Genomic DNA, 16,406 nt, shown 5'->3' with positions numbered 1-16,406 from the left:
TCGTGCGGCTCGGAACCAGCGACCTCGAGGTGTCGCGACTCTGCCTGGGCGGCAACGCCTTCGGCTGGACCGCTGACGAGGCGACGTCGTTCGACGTGCTCGACCGCTTCGTCGCGGCGGGCGGCACCTTCGTCGACACGGCGGACATGTACGGCACCTCGGCGTCCGGCGCTGTGGGCGGGGAGTCGGAGCGCATCATCGGGCGCTGGCTGCGCTCGCGCGGCAATCGCGATGAGGTGGTGATCGCCACCAAGGTCGGCGCCCTGCCGGGGCTCGACAACCTCAGGGCGGAGACCATCCGCACCGCCGTCGACGACTCGCTGCGACGGCTCGGCACCGACCACATCGACCTCTACTACGCCCACGTGGACGACCGGGGCACGCCGCTCCTCGAGACGCTCACCGCCTTCGACGAGCTCGTCCGGTCGGGCAAGGTGCGCCACGTCGCCGCGTCCAACTACAGCGCGGACCGGCTCCGCGCGGCCGTCGACCTCTCCCGCCGCGAGGGGCTCACGGCGTACGTCGCGCTCCAGGCCGAGTACAACCTCGTGCAGCGTCGTGGCTACGAGGAGCACCTGGCGTCCGCGGTCGCCGAGACCGGCCTCACGTGCCTGCCGTACGTCGCGCTCGCGCGCGGGTTCCTCACCGGCAAGTACCGTCCCGGCGGGCCCGCCGTGGTCAGCGCGCGGGCGGACCGGGCGAGCGTGCACCTCGACGGCAACGGCCCGGCGGTCCTCGCCGCGGTCGAGGAGGTCGCCCGGGCCCGGCGCACGACGATGCCCGCCGTCGCGCTCGCGTGGCTCGCCGCCCAGCCGACCGTGGCGGCGCCGCTGGCCGGGGCGCGAACGCCCGGGCAGCTGCTCGACCTGCTTCCGTTCCTGAGCCTCGAGCTCGGCGCCGACGAGGTCGCCCTGCTCGACGAGGCCAGTGCCTGGACACCACCGCACGACTGAGAGGACACCGCATGCGCCAGATCATCGTCAGTGAGTTCATCTCGCTCGACGGCGTCGTCGACTCGCCCGGTGGCGACGACGGGTTGCGTCACGCCGGCTGGACCTACAAGGACCTCGAGCCGGAGCCGGCGGTCTACGAGCTGAAGGGTCGGGAGCAGGATGAGGCGACCGCGCTGCTGCTCGGCCGCCGCAGCTACGAGATCTTCGCGCCGGTCTGGCCGACCATGCCCGAGTTCGCGGGCTACGGCGCGATGCCGAAGTACGTCGTCTCGACCGGCGATCCCGACACCACGCTCTGGTCGCAGACCACGGTGCTGCGGAGCCTCGACGACGTCGCGCGGCTGAGGGACGACGAGGGCGGGCCGATCATCGTCCAGGGCAGCTCGAAGCTCGCCCGGTCGCTCGCGGCGGCGGGCCTGGTCGACCGCTACCACCTGCTCGTCTACCCGGTCCTGCTCGGCGACGGCAACCGGCTCTGGGCCAACCAGGCGCAGGACAAGACCCTCCTGCGTCTCGTCGAGCACGCGTCGTACGCGAACGGCGTGCAGATGCAGGTGTGGGACGTCGTCCGAGAGACCGGGCAGCGCTAGCGCGAGCCCCCGTGGCCGGGCCGCCGTTCACACCAGGTTCACGCCCCCGCGACTAGACCTTGGCGCATGCTTCGCCGCGCTGCCGCCGTCTCCCTCACCGTCACCCTCGCCGGCGTGCTGGCGCTCGCCGCCACCGGGTGCGAGCCCGACGAGCGGGAACGACCGGCATCGCGAGGGTCGGCGCCACGGGCAGAGCCAGCCGGCTGCCCCGACGGGTTCGCCAGCACCATGGAGGCCTGGGGCGACGTCGGGTTCGACGGCACGATCGCCGTCGTCCGCGGGGCCGACCGCTGCGTGACCTCCGTCGGCGTGCGCGACCGCGAGGCGGGGCTCCCCATGACCGACGACACCGTGTTCGCCATCGGATCGGTGAGCAAGTCCTTCACCGCTGCCGCGGTGCTCCGGCTGGTGGCCGACGGGAGGCTCCACCTCTCCGACCGGGCCGGCGACCTCGTGCCGGGGCTGGCCGGGCCCGCCGCGGCGGCGACCGTCGAGCAGCTCCTCACCCACACGAGCGGCGTGCACGGCGACGCCGGGCCGGACCACCGCCCGCTGAGCGCGGCGGACGCGATCGCCTCGATCAGCGACCTGCCGAGCACGTTCGCACCCGGGACGGACTTCGGCTACACGAACGCCGGGTACACGCTGCTCGCCCTCGTCATCGAGCAGCTGACCGGTGACTACCGGGAGTACCTCAGGTCCACCCTCCTGGCGGGCCGTCCCGGCGCCGGGTTCTGGGACGGCGTGCCGGCGGCCGCAGGACCTCGTGCGGTCGGCTACACCGAGGAGGGACGCAGCGACGTGACCGGGGAGTTCGCCGGGCCGCATTGGGCGACGAGCGGCAACGGCGACCTCGCGATGAGCGTGCCGACGCTCGCCGAGCTGACGGCCTCGCTGTTCCGGGGCGAGCTGCTGCCGGCGCGCGCCACGGCGCAGCTCGAGAAGCCACGCTGGGACCACGGCGACGGCACCAGCGAGACCTTCGGCTGGGTCCGGTACGACGCCCGGCTGTTCGGGGCGGAGGGCTTCGCCGCCGCCGGCGGTGGCGGCGACACGGGCCACGACGCGGTGGTGGCCTACCTGCCCGGCGCCGACACCGCGATCGCCGTCGCCTCCAGCACACCGGACGTGAGTGCCGAGCAGCTGCTGCAGGCCATCGTCCCGGCCCTGGTCGCGGGACGGCCCGTCCCTGAGCCGGCGGGCGCCGACGTGACGGCGCCGGACCCCGACCTGGTCGCGCGGATGGAGGGCACCTATCGGGTCGAGGACGGCTCGGAGCTCGTGGTCCGCGCGGACCCGAAGGGGGTCGCGGTCGAGGCTGTCGGGGACGGAGCCGTCGACGCGCTGTTCAGCCTGCGGGCCGGCGTGACGACGGACGACGTCGCGGCGCACGAGGCGGGGGTCGTCGCGCTCCTGACCGGCGACAGCGACGTGGGCGAGGACGAGCGCGAGGCCCTCTCGGAGGCGCTCGGCGGCATCGACGAGGTGACCCTGCAGGGCACGATCGCCCAGGGCAGCGAGCTGCGCACCTACGTGCTCGTCACCGGCTCCGACAAGAGCCTGCTCCTCTGGTACGCCCTCGACGACCAGGGCGGGGGTCGGGGCCGCCCAGGGCCCGGCCGAGCGGCCGACCCTCGTCCTCTAGCAGCAGCATGCGACTCGTCCTCGACCGCCTCATGGTCGACGCGCGGTCGCAGGCGGCATCGATCGACCGGCACCCCGCAGACCTGATGGAGGTCGTGCGCGGCCCCGGCATCCCCGCCGACTCCCTCGACGACCTCGTCGACCGGCCGGGCAGCGGCCTGGGGCTCCGGATCGCGCGCCAGGTGGCCCGAGCGCATGGCGGTGAGCTCCTCGGCGAGTCGCCCGGCCGCGAGGGGCATGCCACGACGTTCGTGCTCACCGTGACCAGGTGATCACCGAACCACCCGTCCACTCCCGCCGACGGCCCCGACGCTGCCCAGCCGATGGCCCGGGCCGCGGGTCCACGCGGGCTACGCGGCGCCCGTCGCCTGCCGGACCAGCGCCGTCACGTCGTCGGCGGGCAGCTCCTGGTCGGGGCGGAAAAGGACCGAGACCTTGCCGACCTTGAACTGCGGCTGTCGCGCGTGGAAGTCGGCGACCGGCTCGGGGACTCTGGTCGAGATGCTCACCCCTTTGGGGCCGTCGCTCAGCGAGACACGGTCCTTCGGCCCGAGGTAGGCCGGCATCTTGTAGCTGAGGACGACCTCGTCGCCACCGAAGCTCGCGAGCACCAGCTGGTGGAGCCGGTCGAAGAGCGCCCGGTGCTCTGGGCGCACCTGCTCGATGTACGAGACGACCTCGGCGGGGAGCTCGGGTACGGCCTTCGCGCTGGCGGTGTCGGTCATGGTCGGTCCTTGCTCTGGGTGCGGGGTGTGCGACGAGACCGACCCGGGGAAATCGCGATCCTCATCGGCCACGTGTCAGCACGTGCTGCCGCGCCTCGGCGTAGCGCTCGCGCACGGCGGCGACGGGGTCACCGGCGTAGCGGTCGACGCCCGGCACCGGCCAGGCGGGCGGCTCGGGAGTGCCGGCCAGCGCCCACGCGGCCTGCCGGGCCGCGCCCATGGCGACGGCCTCGACGGCCGGAGGCACGAGCACGTCGGTGCCGAAGACCTGCGGGGCGATGCTGCGCACGGCTCCCGACTGCGCGCCGCCGCCGACCATGATCACCCGCTCGATCCGCATGCCGGTGTCGCGCAGCGCGTCGAGCGCGTCGGCCAGGCCGCACAGCACGCCCTCGACGCACGCCCGCGCGAGGTGGCCGGGGGTCATCGTCGCCAGGGTGAGCCCGAGCAGCGAGCCCGTGGCGTCGGGCAGCGCCGGCGTGCGCTCGCCCTCGAGGTAGGGGACGAGCACGAGGCCGTCACAGCCCGGCGGGGCGGTCAGCGCGAGGTCGGAGAACGCCGCGTGGTCGACCCCGAGCAGGCGGGAGCCGGCGTCGAGCACCCGCGCGGCGTTGAGCGTCGCCACGAGCGGCAGGAACCCGCCCGTCGCGTCGGCGAAGCCCGCGATCGTGCCGGTGGCGTCGGTGGTCTGCTCGGTCGCGACCGCGCACGCGACCCCGGAGGTCCCGATGCTCAGCACCACGTCGCCCACCTCGGCCTGGAGGCCGAGGGCCGCGGCCATGTTGTCGCCGGTGCCGGCGGCGAGGACGGCACCGGGCGCGAGCCGGCGTGCCTCGCCCGCGGTCTCGGTCGGACCGAGCACCCGCGGCAGCACGGGCCGGTGCCCCAGCGCGAGCTCGACCAGATCGTCGCGGTAGGCGTCGGCGCGCGCGTCGAACCACGCCGTCCCGCTCGCGTCGCCCCGGTCGGTGGTGAGGGCGTCGAGACCGGTCGCCCCGAGGAGCCGCCAGGTGAGCCAGTCGTGCGGCAGGCAGACGGCCGCCGTGCGGCGCGCGTGGTCGGGCTCGTGGTCGGCGACCCAGCGGGCCTTGGTCGCGGTGAACGACGCCACCGGCACGGACCCGACCGACTGCGCCCAGGCGTCGGGGCCGCCGAGCTCGGAGATCAGCGCCGCCGCCTGGGGTGCCGACCGGTTGTCGTTCCAGAGCAGCGCGGGACGGACCACGTCGCCGCCCTCGTCCAGCGAGACGTAGCCGTGCTGCTGCGCGCCGACCGCCAGCGCCGCCACGTCGGCCAGCCCGCCGGCGGCCGCGGCGGCCTCGTCGAGCGCCGACTCCCAGGCCTGCGGGTCGACCTCGGTGCCCGGCGGGTGCGCGGCCCGGCCGCGGCGTACGACCGAGCCGTCCTCCGCGTCGACGACCACGACCGTGCAGGACTGGGTCGAGGAGTCGATGCCTGCCACGAGCGTCATGTCGTTCTCCTCGTCATGCGGAGCGGCTGGGGTCGGACGAGTAGACGGCTCCGCTGACCATGCGGGCCGCACCGATGACGCCGCCCTCCGCGCCGAGCTCGCTCTGCACGATCGGGAGGTTGCCGGTGGCCAGCGGGAGCGACCGCCGGTAGGTGACGCCGCGGATCTCCGCGAGCAGCGCGTGGCCGACGCCGGTGACGCCGCCGCCGATGACGATGAGCCCGGGGTTGAAGAACGACACCAGACTCGCCAGCACCTGGCCGACCCGGCGTCCGGAGTCGCGGACCAGCTGGACGGCGACGGGGTCGCCCTGGCTGACCGCCTGGCCCACGTCGGCCGCGGTCAGCGCACTTCCCTCGGCGAGCAGGGCGGCCAGCGCGTCGGAGCGCCCGGAGCGAGCCGCGGCCGTCGCGTCGCGGGCCAGCGCCGCGCCGCCGGCCAGCGCCTCGAGGCAGCCGGTGTTCCCGCACGCGCAGGTGGGGCCGAAGTCGTCGACGCGGATGTGGCCGATGTCGCCGGCGCAGCCGTCCACGCCCCGGTAGAGCTCGCCGTCGACGACGATGCCGCACCCGATGCCGGTGCCGATCTTGACGAAGAGGAAGTCCTTGGCGGCCCGCGCCACACCCGCGTGCTGCTCGCCCAGCGCGAGCACGTTGACGTCGTTGTCGAGCACCACCGGGCACCCGAGGTCGCGCGAGACGGCGTCGCGGACGGGGTAGCCGTCCCAGCCGGGCATGATCGGCGGCGAGACGGACACCCCGCGGTGGAAGTCGACCGGACCCGGTACGCCGACGCCCGCGCCGCTGAGCGCGCCGACCCCGACCTCGGCCATCACCTCGCGGGTGGTCTCGAGCGCGAGGGCCAGCACCTTCTCCGGACCCTGCGTGATGTCGCACTCGCGGTGGCGCACGGCGAGGGCGCCCAGCCGCCCGTCGGTGACCCCGACCGACAGGCCGGTGGCGCCGATCGCGATCCCCGCGAAGCGGATGTCGGGCGAGAGGTCGACCAGCGTCGACCGGCGGCCTCCGCGCGACGCGGCAGGTCCTGCCTCCAGGGCCAGGCCGAGCTCGGCGAGACGGGCCACCTCGGCGCCGACGGTGGTGCGCGAGACCTGCAGGCCGTCGGCGAGCTGGGCCTTCGACAGCGGGCCCTCGTCGCGGAGCAGGGCCAGGAGCCGGGCCTGGACCGGGCTCTCCGCCCGGCCGGCCAACGAGTGCCGCACGGCCGCATCCTCGCACGCACCAGGCAGCAACTCCATGGACCTAGTGTGCGTTCTTATGCCGAAACTTTGTCCAATGCTGGCGAAAGTTCTAAGCGTGACACCGGCAAAGACTGGGGAGCGGGCCTTGCCACCGGGCCTCAAGCCCTCTAGTTTGTGCTGCGCCACGACAAATGGGTGACGCCGGTCACGAGGTCTGCGTCTCGATCAGGGTGGGGAGGTGCGGCTCCGGTGCGGACGTTCGACGGCGACGAGACCTCCTCGAGTGCCGACCAGCTCACGCTGCGGCGCACCAACCTCGGGCTGGTCCTTCGCCTCCTGCGCGACCGCGGCCCGCGCTCGCGCGCCAAGCTCGCGGCCGAGCTCGGGATGACCCGGTCGGCTGTCTCGACCCTGGTCGGCGAGCTGGAGGCGCGCGGGCTGGTCAGGATCGGTGACCTCGAGCGAGGAGCCGTCGGCCGCCCGGGCACGAGCGTCCAGCTCGACGGTCACGCCGTCGCGGGCCTCGGCGCCGAGGTCAACGTCAACCACGTCTCGACCATGGCCCTCGACCTGACCGGCGAGGTGGTGAGCGAGCACAAGCTCGCCCTCGACGCGCACGCCTTCACCGTCGAGGCGGTGCTCGACCGGCTCGCGGACCTGGTGCGGCAGACGACCGCCGACCTCACCCGCCGCGGCATCGACCCGATCGGCCTCACCGTCGGGGTCGCCGGGCTCGTGGACCGCGAGCGTGGCTGGCTCACCTTCGGACCCAACCTCGACTGGCAGGACGTGCCGGTCCACGAGCTGCTGCGCGACCGGCTGGGCGAGGCCTACCCGATCACCGTCGAGAACGAGGGCAACCTGGCCGCCCTCGCCGAGGCGACCCCGGGGGACCGCGACCGGCAGGACGTGCTCGTGCTGTTCGGCGAGGTCGGCGTCGGTGGCGGGATCGTCGCCGAGGGTCGTCCGCTCCGCGGCCGCCAGGGGTACGCCGGCGAGTTCGGCCACATGATCGTCGAGCCCCAGGGCCGGCGCTGTGGCTGCGGCCGGGTCGGGTGCTGGGAGACGGTGGTCGGGCTGCGAGCCCTCCTCGACCTCGCGGCCGACCCCGACGACCAGGTGCGCGACCCGGCCATGGCCATCGACGAGCGGCTCGCCGAGCTCAACCGGCGCGCCTCGCTGGGTGACACCCGGACGCTCGACGCGCTGGCGCAGGTCGGCGGCTGGCTCGGCCTCGGCGCGGCGATGCTCGCGAACGCGCTGAACCCCGCCGCGATCGTGCTCAGCGGCTACTTCGCCGCTGTCGGGGAGCACATGCGCCCGGCCATCGAGAGCCGGCTGCGCGACGGCGTGCTCGCCCCCGACGCCGGAGGCACCCGCGTCGAGCTCTCCACGCTCGGCTTCACCGCCGCCGTTCGCGGCGGAGCCGGGCTCTCGCTCGACCGCGTCTTCGCCGACCCGACGAGCGTCGAGCGCCGTCCCGTGGCCGCAGGAGCGACCCGATGAGCGAGCCGATGACAGCACCGACCAGCGCAGGTGCGCTGCTGCAGATGACGGGGATCGTCAAGGAGTTCCCCGGCGTCCGCGCGCTCGGCGGTGTCGACCTCGACGTGCGCGCGGGTGAGGTGCACTGCCTCCTCGGGCAGAACGGCGCGGGCAAGTCGACGCTGATCAAGGTGCTCGCGGCCGTGCACCAGCCCGACGAGGGGACGATCGTCTGGGACGGGCAGGAGGTCAGCCTCTCCTCGCCCCAGGCCGCGCTGCGCTCGGGCATCGCGACGATCTACCAGGAGCTCGACCTCGTCCCGCACCTCAGCGTCGCGGAGAACATCTTCCTCGGCCACGAGCTCTCCACAGCCGGGTTCTCCCAGCGGCTCCGGGCCAACCGGATGGCCCGTGAGCTGCTCACCCGGCTCGGCCATTCCGAGATCTCGCCGACCCGCAGCGTCGGGTCGCTCGCCCCGGCGGGCCAGCAGATCGTGAGCATGGCGCGCGCCCTGTCCCGCGACACCCGGCTGCTGATCCTCGACGAGCCCTCCGCGGTGCTCGACCAGGAGGGCGTGGCCAACCTGTTCCGGGTGATCCGCAGCCTCACCGCCGACGGTGTCGCGGTCGTCTACATCTCCCACCGGCTCGAGGAGATCCGCCAGATCGGCGACCGGATCACCGTCCTCAAGGACGGCCGCACGGTCGCCACTGGCCTCCCGGTCGCGGAGACGCCCACCCCCGAGCTCATCAAGCTGATGACCGGCCGGGCGATCGAGTACGTCTTCCCCCAGCGACCGACCGTCGCGGCCGACGGCGAGGTCGTCCTCGACGTGCAGGACCTCTCGCTGAGCGGGGTGTTCAGCGGGGTGAACCTCTCCGTCCGCGCCGGTGAGATCGTCGGCCTCGCCGGGCTCGTCGGCGCCGGCCGCTCGGAGGTCCTCGAGACGGTGTACGGCGCGCGCCGCGCCAGCTCCGGCACGGTCACCGTCAACGGCCGGCGGCTGCCCCGCGGGTCCGTGACCGCGTCGGTCAAGGCGGGCGTCGGCCTCGCCCCCGAGGAGCGCAAGAGCCAGGGGCTGCTCCTCGACGAGGCGGTCTACCGCAACGTGACGGTGTCGTCGCTGGGGGCGTTCTCCCGCGGCGGCTTCCTCAACCGCGCCGCGGAGAAGCGCCGGGCCCAGGAGCTGACCACCTCGCTCGACGTACGCCCCTCCGGGGTGACCCGCGCGGTCCGCACGCTGTCCGGAGGCAACCAGCAGAAGGTCGTCCTGGCCCGCTGGCTCCTGCGCGAGTGCCGGGTGCTCCTGCTCGACGAGCCCACCCGCGGCGTCGACGTCGGCGCCCGCACCGAGATCTACCAGCTGGTCCGCAGCCTCGCCGACTCCGGTGTCGCCGTGGTCGTGGTCTCCAGCGAGGTCGAGGAGGTCCTCGGCCTCGCCGACCGGGTGCTCGTCGTCCGCGAGGGCGAGGTCGTCCACGAGGCGGCCGCCACCGATCTCGACGAGTCCACGGTGCTGGACCTCGTCATGGAAGGAAGAGCATGACCGACAACATCCCCGCGAGCGACGAGACGGCGCGCGTGGAGGCCGCCGCGCAGGAGACCACCCGCGAGGGCACCGGCGCGCTCGCAGTGCTCAACAGCAGCGTCGGCCGCAACGCCGGCCTGGTCGTCGCGCTCGTGATCCTCTGCGTCGTCGGAGCCGCGACCGCCGGCGACCGGTTCACCTCGACCGACAACGCGCTGACCATCCTGCGCTACGCCGCGACCATCGGCGTGGTCAGCGTCGGCATGACCTTCGTGATCATCGGCGGCGGCATCGACCTCTCGGTCGGCGCGATCCTCGCGCTGTCCTCGGTGTGGTGCACGACCCTCGCGACGCAGCAGATGGCCCAGGACTCCACCTGGCTGGTCATGGTCGGCGTCGCGCTCGCCGTCGGCGCGGCCTGCGGGCTCGTCAACGGGCTGCTGATCGCCTACGGCGGCGTGGTGCCGTTCATCGCGACGCTCGCGATGCTGGCGAGCGCCCGCGGACTGGCCGAGATCATCTCCAACAAGAAGACCCAGATCGTCCAGGTCCCGGAGTTCATCGACTTCTTCAACAAGGAGATCCTCGGCGTCCAGATCTCCATCTACGTCTTCGCCCTGGTCGCGATCGTCGGCTGGGTCCTGCTCAACCGCACGACGTTCGGCCGCCGCACCATCGCGGTCGGCGGCAACCCCGAGGCGGCCCGGCTCGCGGGCATCAACGTCAAGTGGCACACCGTCATGCTCTACGTGCTGCTCGGCGTCTGCTGCGGCATCGCCGCCGTGCTGCTGATCGCCCGGACGTCGACCGGCAGCTCGACGCACGGGCTCCTCTACGAGCTCGAGGCCATCGCCGCGGTCGTGATCGGCGGGACGCTGCTCTCGGGCGGCCGCGGCACGATCGTCGGCACCGTCTTCGGCGTGCTGATCTTCTCGATCCTCACCAACGTCTTCGTCCTCAACAACCGCTCGCAGTCGGAGCAGCAGCTCCTCAAGGGAGCCATCATCGTCGCCGCCGTCCTGCTCCAGCAGCGGTTGGCGTCTCGGAACAGCAGTACCTGACGCCGTCGGCGTCGAGCCCAGCACCATTCCTCTGCACCAAGGAGCAGCACGATGAAGTCCATCCGCAACCGGTTCGGCGTCACGCTCGTCGCCGGCCTCTCCGTGCTCGCGCTCGGCGCCTGCACCGGCAACGACTCGGGCGACGACGACAAGAAGCTCGGCGGCGGCACGTCACAGGCCGACTCCGGCTCCAACGACGAGGCTGGCGACAAGGTCGTCATCGGTTTCTCGGCCCCGGCCGCTGACCACGGCTGGATGGGCTCGATCACCGAGTCCGCCAAGAAGGTGGCCGAGCAGTACGACGACGTCGAGCTGCGCGTCGCCGACGGCACCAACGACGTCAGCCTGCAGATCTCCCAGGTCGAGACGTTCATCAACGACGGCGTCGACGCCATCGTGCTGCTGCCCTTCGACGGCGCGGCGATGACGCCGGTGGCCCTCAAGGCCATGGACGCCGGCATCCCGGTCATCAATGTCGACCGCGAGTTCGACGACCCCAACGCCGCGCGCGTCACGATCCTCGGTGACAACTACGGCATGGGTGTCTCGGCCGGTGCCTACATCTGCTCCCAGCTCGACGAGGGCGCGGACGCCGTGGTCGCCGAGATCGCCGGCATCGACTCGCTGCCGCTGACCCAGGACCGCAGCCAGGGCTTCGAGGACGCGCTCTCCGAGTGCGGCCAGGACGTCGACAACCGCGTCGCCGCGGAGTTCACCGTGGAGTCGGGCGAGAAGGCGGCGGGCAACCTGCTGCAGGCCGCGCCCAAGATCGACTTCCTCTGGAACCACGACGACGACCAGGGCGTCGGCGTCCTGCAGGCGATCAAGAACGCCGGGCGTGACGAGTTCGTCATGATCGGCGGCGCCGGCTCGGCCAACGCGATGCGCGACATCCAGGCCGACAACACCGTGCTCAAGGCGACGGTCATCTACCCGTCGACCCAGGCCGCGGACGGCATCAAGCTCGCCCGTCTGCTGGTCCAGGGCAAGGCGCTCGGCGACCTGGTCGAGGTCGAGGTCCCGCGCACGGTGCAGCTCTACGCGCCGGTCGTGACCAAGGACAACGTCGACCAGTTCATCGACACCGCGTTCGAGTCCTGACCGACCGCCACTGACCCGGTGGGCCGGGCGCACCGGCCCGGCCCACCGGCACCACGGCCACCCTCCCGGCACCTCGAACGGATGATGACGATGACCAGCACCCGCCCCACGCTCGCCGTGGGCATGGTCGGCTACGCCTTCATGGGCGCCGCCCACTCCCAGGCGTGGCGGACCGCGCCGCGCTTCTTCGACCTCCCGCTGGCCCCGGCCATGCAGGTGGTGTGCGGCCGAGACGCCGAGCGCACCGCCGCCGCGGCCGCCCGGCTCGGCTGGGCCGGCACCGAGACGGACTGGCGGCGCCTCGTCGAGCGCGACGACGTCGACCTCGTCGACATCTGCACCCCGGGCGACACCCACGCCGAGATCGCGATCGCGGCGCTGGCCGCGGGCAAGCACGTGCTGTGCGAGAAGCCGCTGGCCAACACCGTCGAGGAGGCGGAGGCCATGACCGCCGCCGCCGAGGAGGCGGCGCAACACGGCGTCCGCGCGATGGTGGGCTTCACCTACCGACGGGTGCCCGCGATCGCCCTCGCGCGACAGCTGGTGGCCGAGGGCCGGATCGGCGAGGTCCGGCACGTGCGGGCGCAGTACCTCCAGGACTGGATCGCCGACCCCGAGGCGCCGCTGTCGTGGCGGCTCGACAAGACCAAGGCCGGCTCGGGCGCGCTCGGCGACATCGGCGCGCACATCATCGACCTCACCCAGCACATCACCGGCCGGCTGATCAGCGACGTCTCCGGGCGGCTCGAGACCTTCGTCAAGGAGCGTCCGGTCGCCACCGAGCACGCCGGTCTCTCCGGCTCGGCCGGCACCGAGCGCGGTCCGGTGACCGTCGACGACGCCGCGGTGTTCATCGGGCACTTCGACGGCGGAGCGCTCGGGGTCTTCGAGGCCACCCGGTTCGCCACCGGCCGCAAGAACGCCATCCGCATCGAGGTCAACGGCTCGGCCGGCAGCCTGGCCTTCGACTTCGAGGACATGAACGTCCTGCACTTCTACGACGCGTCCGAGCCCGCCGAGACGGCTGGCTTCCGGCGCATCATCGTCACCGAGCCCGGGCATCCCTACGTCGGTGCGTGGTGGCCGCCCGGCCACGGCCTGGGCTACGAGCACGGCTTCACCCACCAGGCCGTCGACCTGGTGACAGCCATCGCCGAGGGCAGCCAGCCCGCGCCGTCGTTCGCCGACGGGCTCCAGGTCCAGCGCGTGCTGGCCGCCGTCGAGACCAGCTCCGAGACCCACGCCTGGCAGGAGATCCCCCGATGAGTGACTACACCCCCCGCGCCGAGGACAAGTTCTCCTTCGGGCTCTGGACCGTGGGCTGGCAGGGCGTCGACGTGTTCGGCCCCGCCAGCCGCGAGCTGCTCGACCCGGTCGAGGCGACCTACCGGCTCGCCGAGCTCGGCGCGGCCGCCGTGACCTTCCACGACGACGACCTGGTCCCCGACGAGAGCGAGCGCGAGGCGACGCTCGACCGGTTCCGGAAGGCGCTCGACGAGACCGGGCTGGTCGTCGAGATGGTCACCACCAACACCTTCTCCGACCCGGTCTTCAAGGAGGGGGCGATCACGGCCAACAACCGCGAGGTGCGCCGCTACGCGCTGGCCAAGGTGCTGCGCAACATCGACCTCGCCGCGTCGCTGGGCGCCAAGACGTTCGTGATGTGGGGCGGCCGCGAGGGTGCCGAGCACGGTGGCAGCAAGAACGTCGGCGCGGCGATGGACCGGTTCCGCGACGCGCTGAACCTCGTGTGCGGCTACGTCCGCGAGCACGGCTACGACCTGAGGTTCGCGCTGGAGCCGAAGCCCAACGAGCCGCGCGGCGACATCCTGCTGCCGAGCATCGGCCACGCGATCGCGCTGATCTCCGAGCTCGACCATCCGGAGATGGTGGGACTCAACCCGGAGGTCGGGCACGAGGAGATGGCCGGGCTGAACTTCGCGCACGGCATCGCGCAGGCGCTGTGGCACGACAAGCTCTTCCACATCGACCTCAACGGCCAGCACGGGCCGCGCTTCGACCAGGACCTGCGCTTCGGGGCCGGCAACCTGCGCGGGGCGTTCTGGACCGTCGACGCGATGCTCGGCTCGGGCACCGATCGGCGCTACGACGGCTACGTCCACTTCGACTACAAGCCGCCGCGCGCCGAGGCCATGGACGGCGTGTGGGAGTCCGCGCGCGCCTGCATGCGCAACTACCTGATCCTGCGGGAGAAGGTGCAGGCCTTCCGCGCCGACCCGGAGGTGGCCGCTGCCCTCGAGGCGGCGGGCGTCATGGAGCTCGAGCGGCCCACCGTGGCCCCGGGGGAGTCGCTCGACGACGTCCGGGACGCGGTCCGGAGCATGAGCACCGCCGACCTCGACGCGCTGCGCGGCCGCAGCGTCGCCATGGAAGCCCTCGACCAGCTCGCGATGGAGCACCTGCTCGGCGTCCGCTGAGCCAGCGACAGGAGAAGAAGCCATGCCTCGACCGATCACCCTGTTCACCGGCCAGTGGGCCGACCTGCCCCTCGAGGAGGTGGCCCGGCTCGCCTCGGAGTGGGGCTACGACGGCCTCGAGCTCGCCTGCTGGGGCGACCACCTCGACCCCTGGCAGTGGGACGACGACGGCTACGTGCAGGGCAGGCTCGACCTGCTCGAGAAGCACGGCCTGAAGCTGTTCGCGATCTCCAACCACCTCAAGGGCCAGGCGGTCTGCGACGACCCGATCGACGCCCGCCACCAGGCGATCCTGTCCTCCCAGGTGTGGGGCGACGGCGACCCCGAGGGGGTCCGCCAGCGCGCGGCGGAGGAGATGAAGAACACCGCGCGGCTGGCCCAGAAGCTCGGCGTCAAGACCGTGATCGGCTTCACCGGCTCCTCGATCTGGAAGTACGTCGCGATGTTCCCGCCTGCCACCGCCGACCAGGTCGCCGCGGGCTACCAGGACTTCGCCGACCGCTGGAACCCGATCCTCGACGTGTTCGACGAGTGCGGGGTGCGGTTCGCCCACGAGGTGCACCCCTCCGAGATCGCCTACGACTACTGGACGACCGTCGCGACGATGGAGGCGATCGGGCACCGCGAGGCGTTCGGCCTCAACTGGGACCCCTCGCACTTCGTGTGGCAGGACCTCGACCCGGTGGGCTTCCTCTGGGACTTCAAGGACCGGATCTACCACGTCGACTGCAAGGACGCGAAGCGCCAGACGGGCAACGGGCGCAACGGCCGCCTCGGCTCGCACCTGCCGTGGGCCGACCCGCGTCGAGGGTGGGACTTCGTCTCCACCGGCCACGGCGACGTGCCGTGGGAGCAGTGCTTCCGGATGCTCAACACCATCGGGTACGACGGCCCGATCTCGGTCGAGTGGGAGGACGCCGGCATGGACCGGCTCCTCGGTGCGCCCGAGGCCCTGGAGTTCGTGCGCCGGCTCGCGTTCGACGCGCCCGAGGCGGCGTTCGACGCGGCGTTCGCGACCGACAGCTGATCCACCTGGCGTGAGGGGGGTCACGCGCCGCGCACCCGTTCGGGTGGCGTCGGGGCGCGGCTCCCCGGGCACCGGTCGGTCATGAACGACTCGACCAGTGACCGAGCAGCAGAGGCGCGCGAGGGCCTCGTCGACACCATCGCGGGCAAGGCGAAGGAAGTGGCCGGGGCCGTCACCGGCAGGGACGACCTCGCCGAGGAGGGACAGCTCCAGCAGGCCGAGGCCCGCAAGCGCAAGGACGCCCTCGCCGACGAGGCGATCGCCGACGCCCAGCGCGAGGAGGCCGCCCAGGAGCTCCGCGAGGCCGGCCGGGAGGCGGCCCGCGAGCAGGGCGCGGCCCGGGCCCAGGCGGAGCGCGAGGAGGCCCTCGCCGAGCGGGAGCGGGCGAGCGAGCACGCCGCCGCGTCGGCCGACGCGGCGCGCCTGGAGGCGGCCGGGCAGGACTCCGCCGAGCGCCGCGCCGACGCGATCGCCGAGGACCGGCTCGACCGGGCCGCGGCCCTCGAGTCCGAGGCCGACCGTGCCGACCAGAAGGCCGCGCAGCTGCGCGCCGAGACCCAGAACTGACCCAGAACTGAGGAGCACCCATGATCCGCACGCTCATCTCCATGCCCTACGAGATCGCCCGCCTGCCGCTGGTGGCGGTCGACCACAGCCTCACGAGCCGCCTCGCCGAGACCTCGGTGGCCCGGATGACCCTCGACCGGGCCATCGGCTCGGCCGACAAGCTCGCCGGCACCCTGATCGGTGACCGCGAGATCGCCAAGCGCGGCTCGGACCGGCTCCAGCACGCCGAGAAGGTCCGCACCGCCGCGCGGCTCGAGCAGGAGGCCGACACCAAGCGCGAGCAGGCTCGCGAGACCGCCGTCTCGGGTCTGCAGGAGGCCGACGTCGCCGAGGCCCGGGGGAAGCAGCAGGCCAAGGCCGCTGCCGCGAGGACGGCCGCGACGAAGAGGGCCGCGGCCGACGAGCGCGCAGAGAAGCGCGAGGAGGTCGCCGAGCGGCGCAAGGAGCGCGTCGAGGCCGCCGCCACGGCGAAGAAGCGGACCGCCCAGCAGCGCGCCGGGGCCGAGCTCGACGACGCCCGGGAGACCCGCGAGGCCGCGGCCGAGGAGCGCGCCGATGCCGAGCGCCTCGACGACCTGGTCGACGCGGCGAAGGACGCGCGGAAGCAGGATTAG

16 protein-coding genes are annotated in these 16,406 nt (G+C 73.1%); 13 read left to right on the top strand and 3 right to left on the bottom strand.

The window, feature by feature from the left end; all coding sequences use genetic code 11:
- The first annotated feature begins 2 nt into the window (after positions 1-2).
- The 4 genes from G514_RS0119205 to G514_RS0119190 all read left to right on the top strand — a co-directional run bounded on the left by G514_RS0119205 (position 3) and on the right by G514_RS0119190 (position 3,459).
- On the top strand, positions 3-953 hold the full coding sequence (locus G514_RS0119205; RefSeq protein WP_245582274.1) for an aldo/keto reductase: 951 nt from the start codon (positions 3-5) through the stop codon (positions 951-953).
- Between the two features lie 11 nt (positions 954-964).
- Positions 965-1,543 carry a dihydrofolate reductase family protein gene (locus G514_RS0119200; protein ID WP_028653067.1) on the top strand — a complete coding sequence of 193 codons (579 nt, stop codon included), beginning with the start codon at positions 965-967 and terminating at the stop codon, positions 1,541-1,543.
- 66 nt (positions 1,544-1,609) lie between these two features.
- On the top strand, positions 1,610-3,274 hold the full coding sequence (locus G514_RS29505) for a serine hydrolase domain-containing protein (RefSeq protein WP_028653066.1): 1,665 nt from the start codon (positions 1,610-1,612) through the stop codon (positions 3,272-3,274).
- Positions 3,274-3,459 (top strand): ATP-binding protein, encoded by a 186-nt coding sequence (locus G514_RS0119190; RefSeq protein WP_169576510.1) that lies wholly within the window; start codon positions 3,274-3,276, stop codon positions 3,457-3,459. The genes G514_RS29505 and G514_RS0119190 overlap by 1 nt, the downstream gene beginning before the upstream one ends.
- A 78-nt stretch (positions 3,460-3,537) precedes the next feature.
- Here the strand turns inward: G514_RS0119190 and G514_RS0119185 are convergent, their stop codons facing one another.
- The 3 genes from G514_RS0119185 to G514_RS0119175 all read right to left on the bottom strand — a co-directional run bounded on the left by G514_RS0119185 (position 3,538) and on the right by G514_RS0119175 (position 6,641).
- Positions 3,538-3,912, bottom strand: coding sequence for a DUF1801 domain-containing protein (locus G514_RS0119185; protein ID WP_028653064.1), 375 nt, complete (start codon positions 3,910-3,912; stop codon positions 3,538-3,540).
- Positions 3,913-3,973: 61 nt separating this feature from the next.
- Positions 3,974-5,383, bottom strand: coding sequence for a xylulokinase (xylB, locus tag G514_RS0119180; RefSeq protein ID WP_028653063.1), 1,410 nt, complete (start codon positions 5,381-5,383; stop codon positions 3,974-3,976).
- A 13-nt stretch (positions 5,384-5,396) separates the two neighbouring features.
- Positions 5,397-6,641: an ROK family transcriptional regulator gene (locus G514_RS0119175; RefSeq protein WP_051247797.1), complete on the bottom strand. Its 1,245-nt coding sequence runs from the start codon at positions 6,639-6,641 to the stop codon at positions 5,397-5,399.
- Positions 6,642-6,833: 192 nt separating this feature from the next.
- Between G514_RS0119175 and G514_RS0119170 the strand changes: the two genes are divergently transcribed.
- From G514_RS0119170 to G514_RS27840, 9 genes are all read left to right on the top strand, one after another.
- A complete protein-coding gene (locus G514_RS0119170) occupies positions 6,834-8,090 on the top strand; it encodes an ROK family transcriptional regulator (protein WP_051247795.1) in 1,257 nt (418 codons plus the stop codon).
- Positions 8,087-9,616 (top strand): sugar ABC transporter ATP-binding protein, encoded by a 1,530-nt coding sequence (locus G514_RS0119165; RefSeq protein WP_028653060.1) that lies wholly within the window; start codon positions 8,087-8,089, stop codon positions 9,614-9,616. The genes G514_RS0119170 and G514_RS0119165 overlap by 4 nt, the downstream gene beginning before the upstream one ends.
- Positions 9,613-10,659 (top strand): ABC transporter permease, encoded by a 1,047-nt coding sequence (locus tag G514_RS0119160; protein WP_028653059.1) that lies wholly within the window; start codon positions 9,613-9,615, stop codon positions 10,657-10,659. Before G514_RS0119165 ends, G514_RS0119160 begins: the two co-directional genes overlap by 4 nt.
- A gap of 51 nt (positions 10,660-10,710) precedes the next feature.
- Complete coding sequence (locus G514_RS0119155; protein ID WP_028653058.1) at positions 10,711-11,760, top strand: substrate-binding domain-containing protein; 1,050 nt, start codon at positions 10,711-10,713, stop codon at positions 11,758-11,760.
- 90 nt (positions 11,761-11,850) lie between these two features.
- Positions 11,851-13,026 (top strand): Gfo/Idh/MocA family protein, encoded by a 1,176-nt coding sequence (locus G514_RS0119150; RefSeq protein ID WP_028653057.1) that lies wholly within the window; start codon positions 11,851-11,853, stop codon positions 13,024-13,026.
- On the top strand, positions 13,023-14,198 hold the full coding sequence (gene xylA, locus G514_RS0119145; RefSeq protein ID WP_028653056.1) for a xylose isomerase: 1,176 nt from the start codon (positions 13,023-13,025) through the stop codon (positions 14,196-14,198). The genes G514_RS0119150 and xylA overlap by 4 nt, the downstream gene beginning before the upstream one ends.
- A gap of 22 nt (positions 14,199-14,220) precedes the next feature.
- On the top strand, positions 14,221-15,225 hold the full coding sequence (locus G514_RS0119140) for a sugar phosphate isomerase/epimerase family protein (protein ID WP_028653055.1): 1,005 nt from the start codon (positions 14,221-14,223) through the stop codon (positions 15,223-15,225).
- Positions 15,226-15,306: 81 nt separating this feature from the next.
- The gene (locus G514_RS27845; RefSeq protein WP_036565551.1) at positions 15,307-15,792 is read left to right on the top strand and encodes a hypothetical protein; all 486 of its coding nucleotides are present in this window, start codon (positions 15,307-15,309) and stop codon (positions 15,790-15,792) included.
- A gap of 20 nt (positions 15,793-15,812) precedes the next feature.
- A complete protein-coding gene (locus G514_RS27840; protein WP_036565550.1) occupies positions 15,813-16,406 on the top strand; it encodes a hypothetical protein in 594 nt (197 codons plus the stop codon).

Source organism: Nocardioides halotolerans DSM 19273 (assembly GCF_000422805.1).
Lineage (GTDB): Bacteria > Actinomycetota > Actinomycetes > Propionibacteriales > Nocardioidaceae > Nocardioides > Nocardioides halotolerans.
Note: the sequence above shows the minus strand (reverse complement) of the source record. Positions and strands in the feature narration are given on the sequence as shown.

What these genes read in the sequence shown, in the direction of transcription:
- G514_RS29505 (WP_028653066.1), top strand. Translation starts at nt 1,610, where the DNA reads ATGCTTCGCCGCGCTGCCGCCGTCTCCCTCACCGTCACCCTCGCCGGC.
- G514_RS0119190 (WP_169576510.1), top strand. Translation starts at nt 3,274, where the DNA reads ATGGAGGTCGTGCGCGGCCCCGGCATCCCCGCCGACTCCCTCGACGAC.
- G514_RS0119175 (WP_051247797.1), bottom strand. Translation starts at nt 6,641, where the DNA reads ATGGAGTTGCTGCCTGGTGCGTGCGAGGATGCGGCCGTGCGGCACTCG.
- xylA (WP_028653056.1), top strand. Translation starts at nt 13,023, where the DNA reads ATGAGTGACTACACCCCCCGCGCCGAGGACAAGTTCTCCTTCGGGCTC.
- G514_RS0119140 (WP_028653055.1), top strand. Translation starts at nt 14,221, where the DNA reads ATGCCTCGACCGATCACCCTGTTCACCGGCCAGTGGGCCGACCTGCCC.
- G514_RS0119155 (WP_028653058.1), top strand. Translation starts at nt 10,711, where the DNA reads ATGAAGTCCATCCGCAACCGGTTCGGCGTCACGCTCGTCGCCGGCCTC.
- G514_RS0119160 (WP_028653059.1), top strand. Translation starts at nt 9,613, where the DNA reads ATGACCGACAACATCCCCGCGAGCGACGAGACGGCGCGCGTGGAGGCC.
- xylB (WP_028653063.1), bottom strand. Translation starts at nt 5,383, where the DNA reads ATGACGCTCGTGGCAGGCATCGACTCCTCGACCCAGTCCTGCACGGTC.
- G514_RS0119185 (WP_028653064.1), bottom strand. Translation starts at nt 3,912, where the DNA reads ATGACCGACACCGCCAGCGCGAAGGCCGTACCCGAGCTCCCCGCCGAG.
- G514_RS27845 (WP_036565551.1), top strand. Translation starts at nt 15,307, where the DNA reads ATGAACGACTCGACCAGTGACCGAGCAGCAGAGGCGCGCGAGGGCCTC.
- G514_RS0119150 (WP_028653057.1), top strand. Translation starts at nt 11,851, where the DNA reads ATGACCAGCACCCGCCCCACGCTCGCCGTGGGCATGGTCGGCTACGCC.
- G514_RS27840 (WP_036565550.1), top strand. Translation starts at nt 15,813, where the DNA reads ATGATCCGCACGCTCATCTCCATGCCCTACGAGATCGCCCGCCTGCCG.
- G514_RS0119200 (WP_028653067.1), top strand. Translation starts at nt 965, where the DNA reads ATGCGCCAGATCATCGTCAGTGAGTTCATCTCGCTCGACGGCGTCGTC.
- G514_RS0119165 (WP_028653060.1), top strand. Translation starts at nt 8,087, where the DNA reads ATGAGCGAGCCGATGACAGCACCGACCAGCGCAGGTGCGCTGCTGCAG.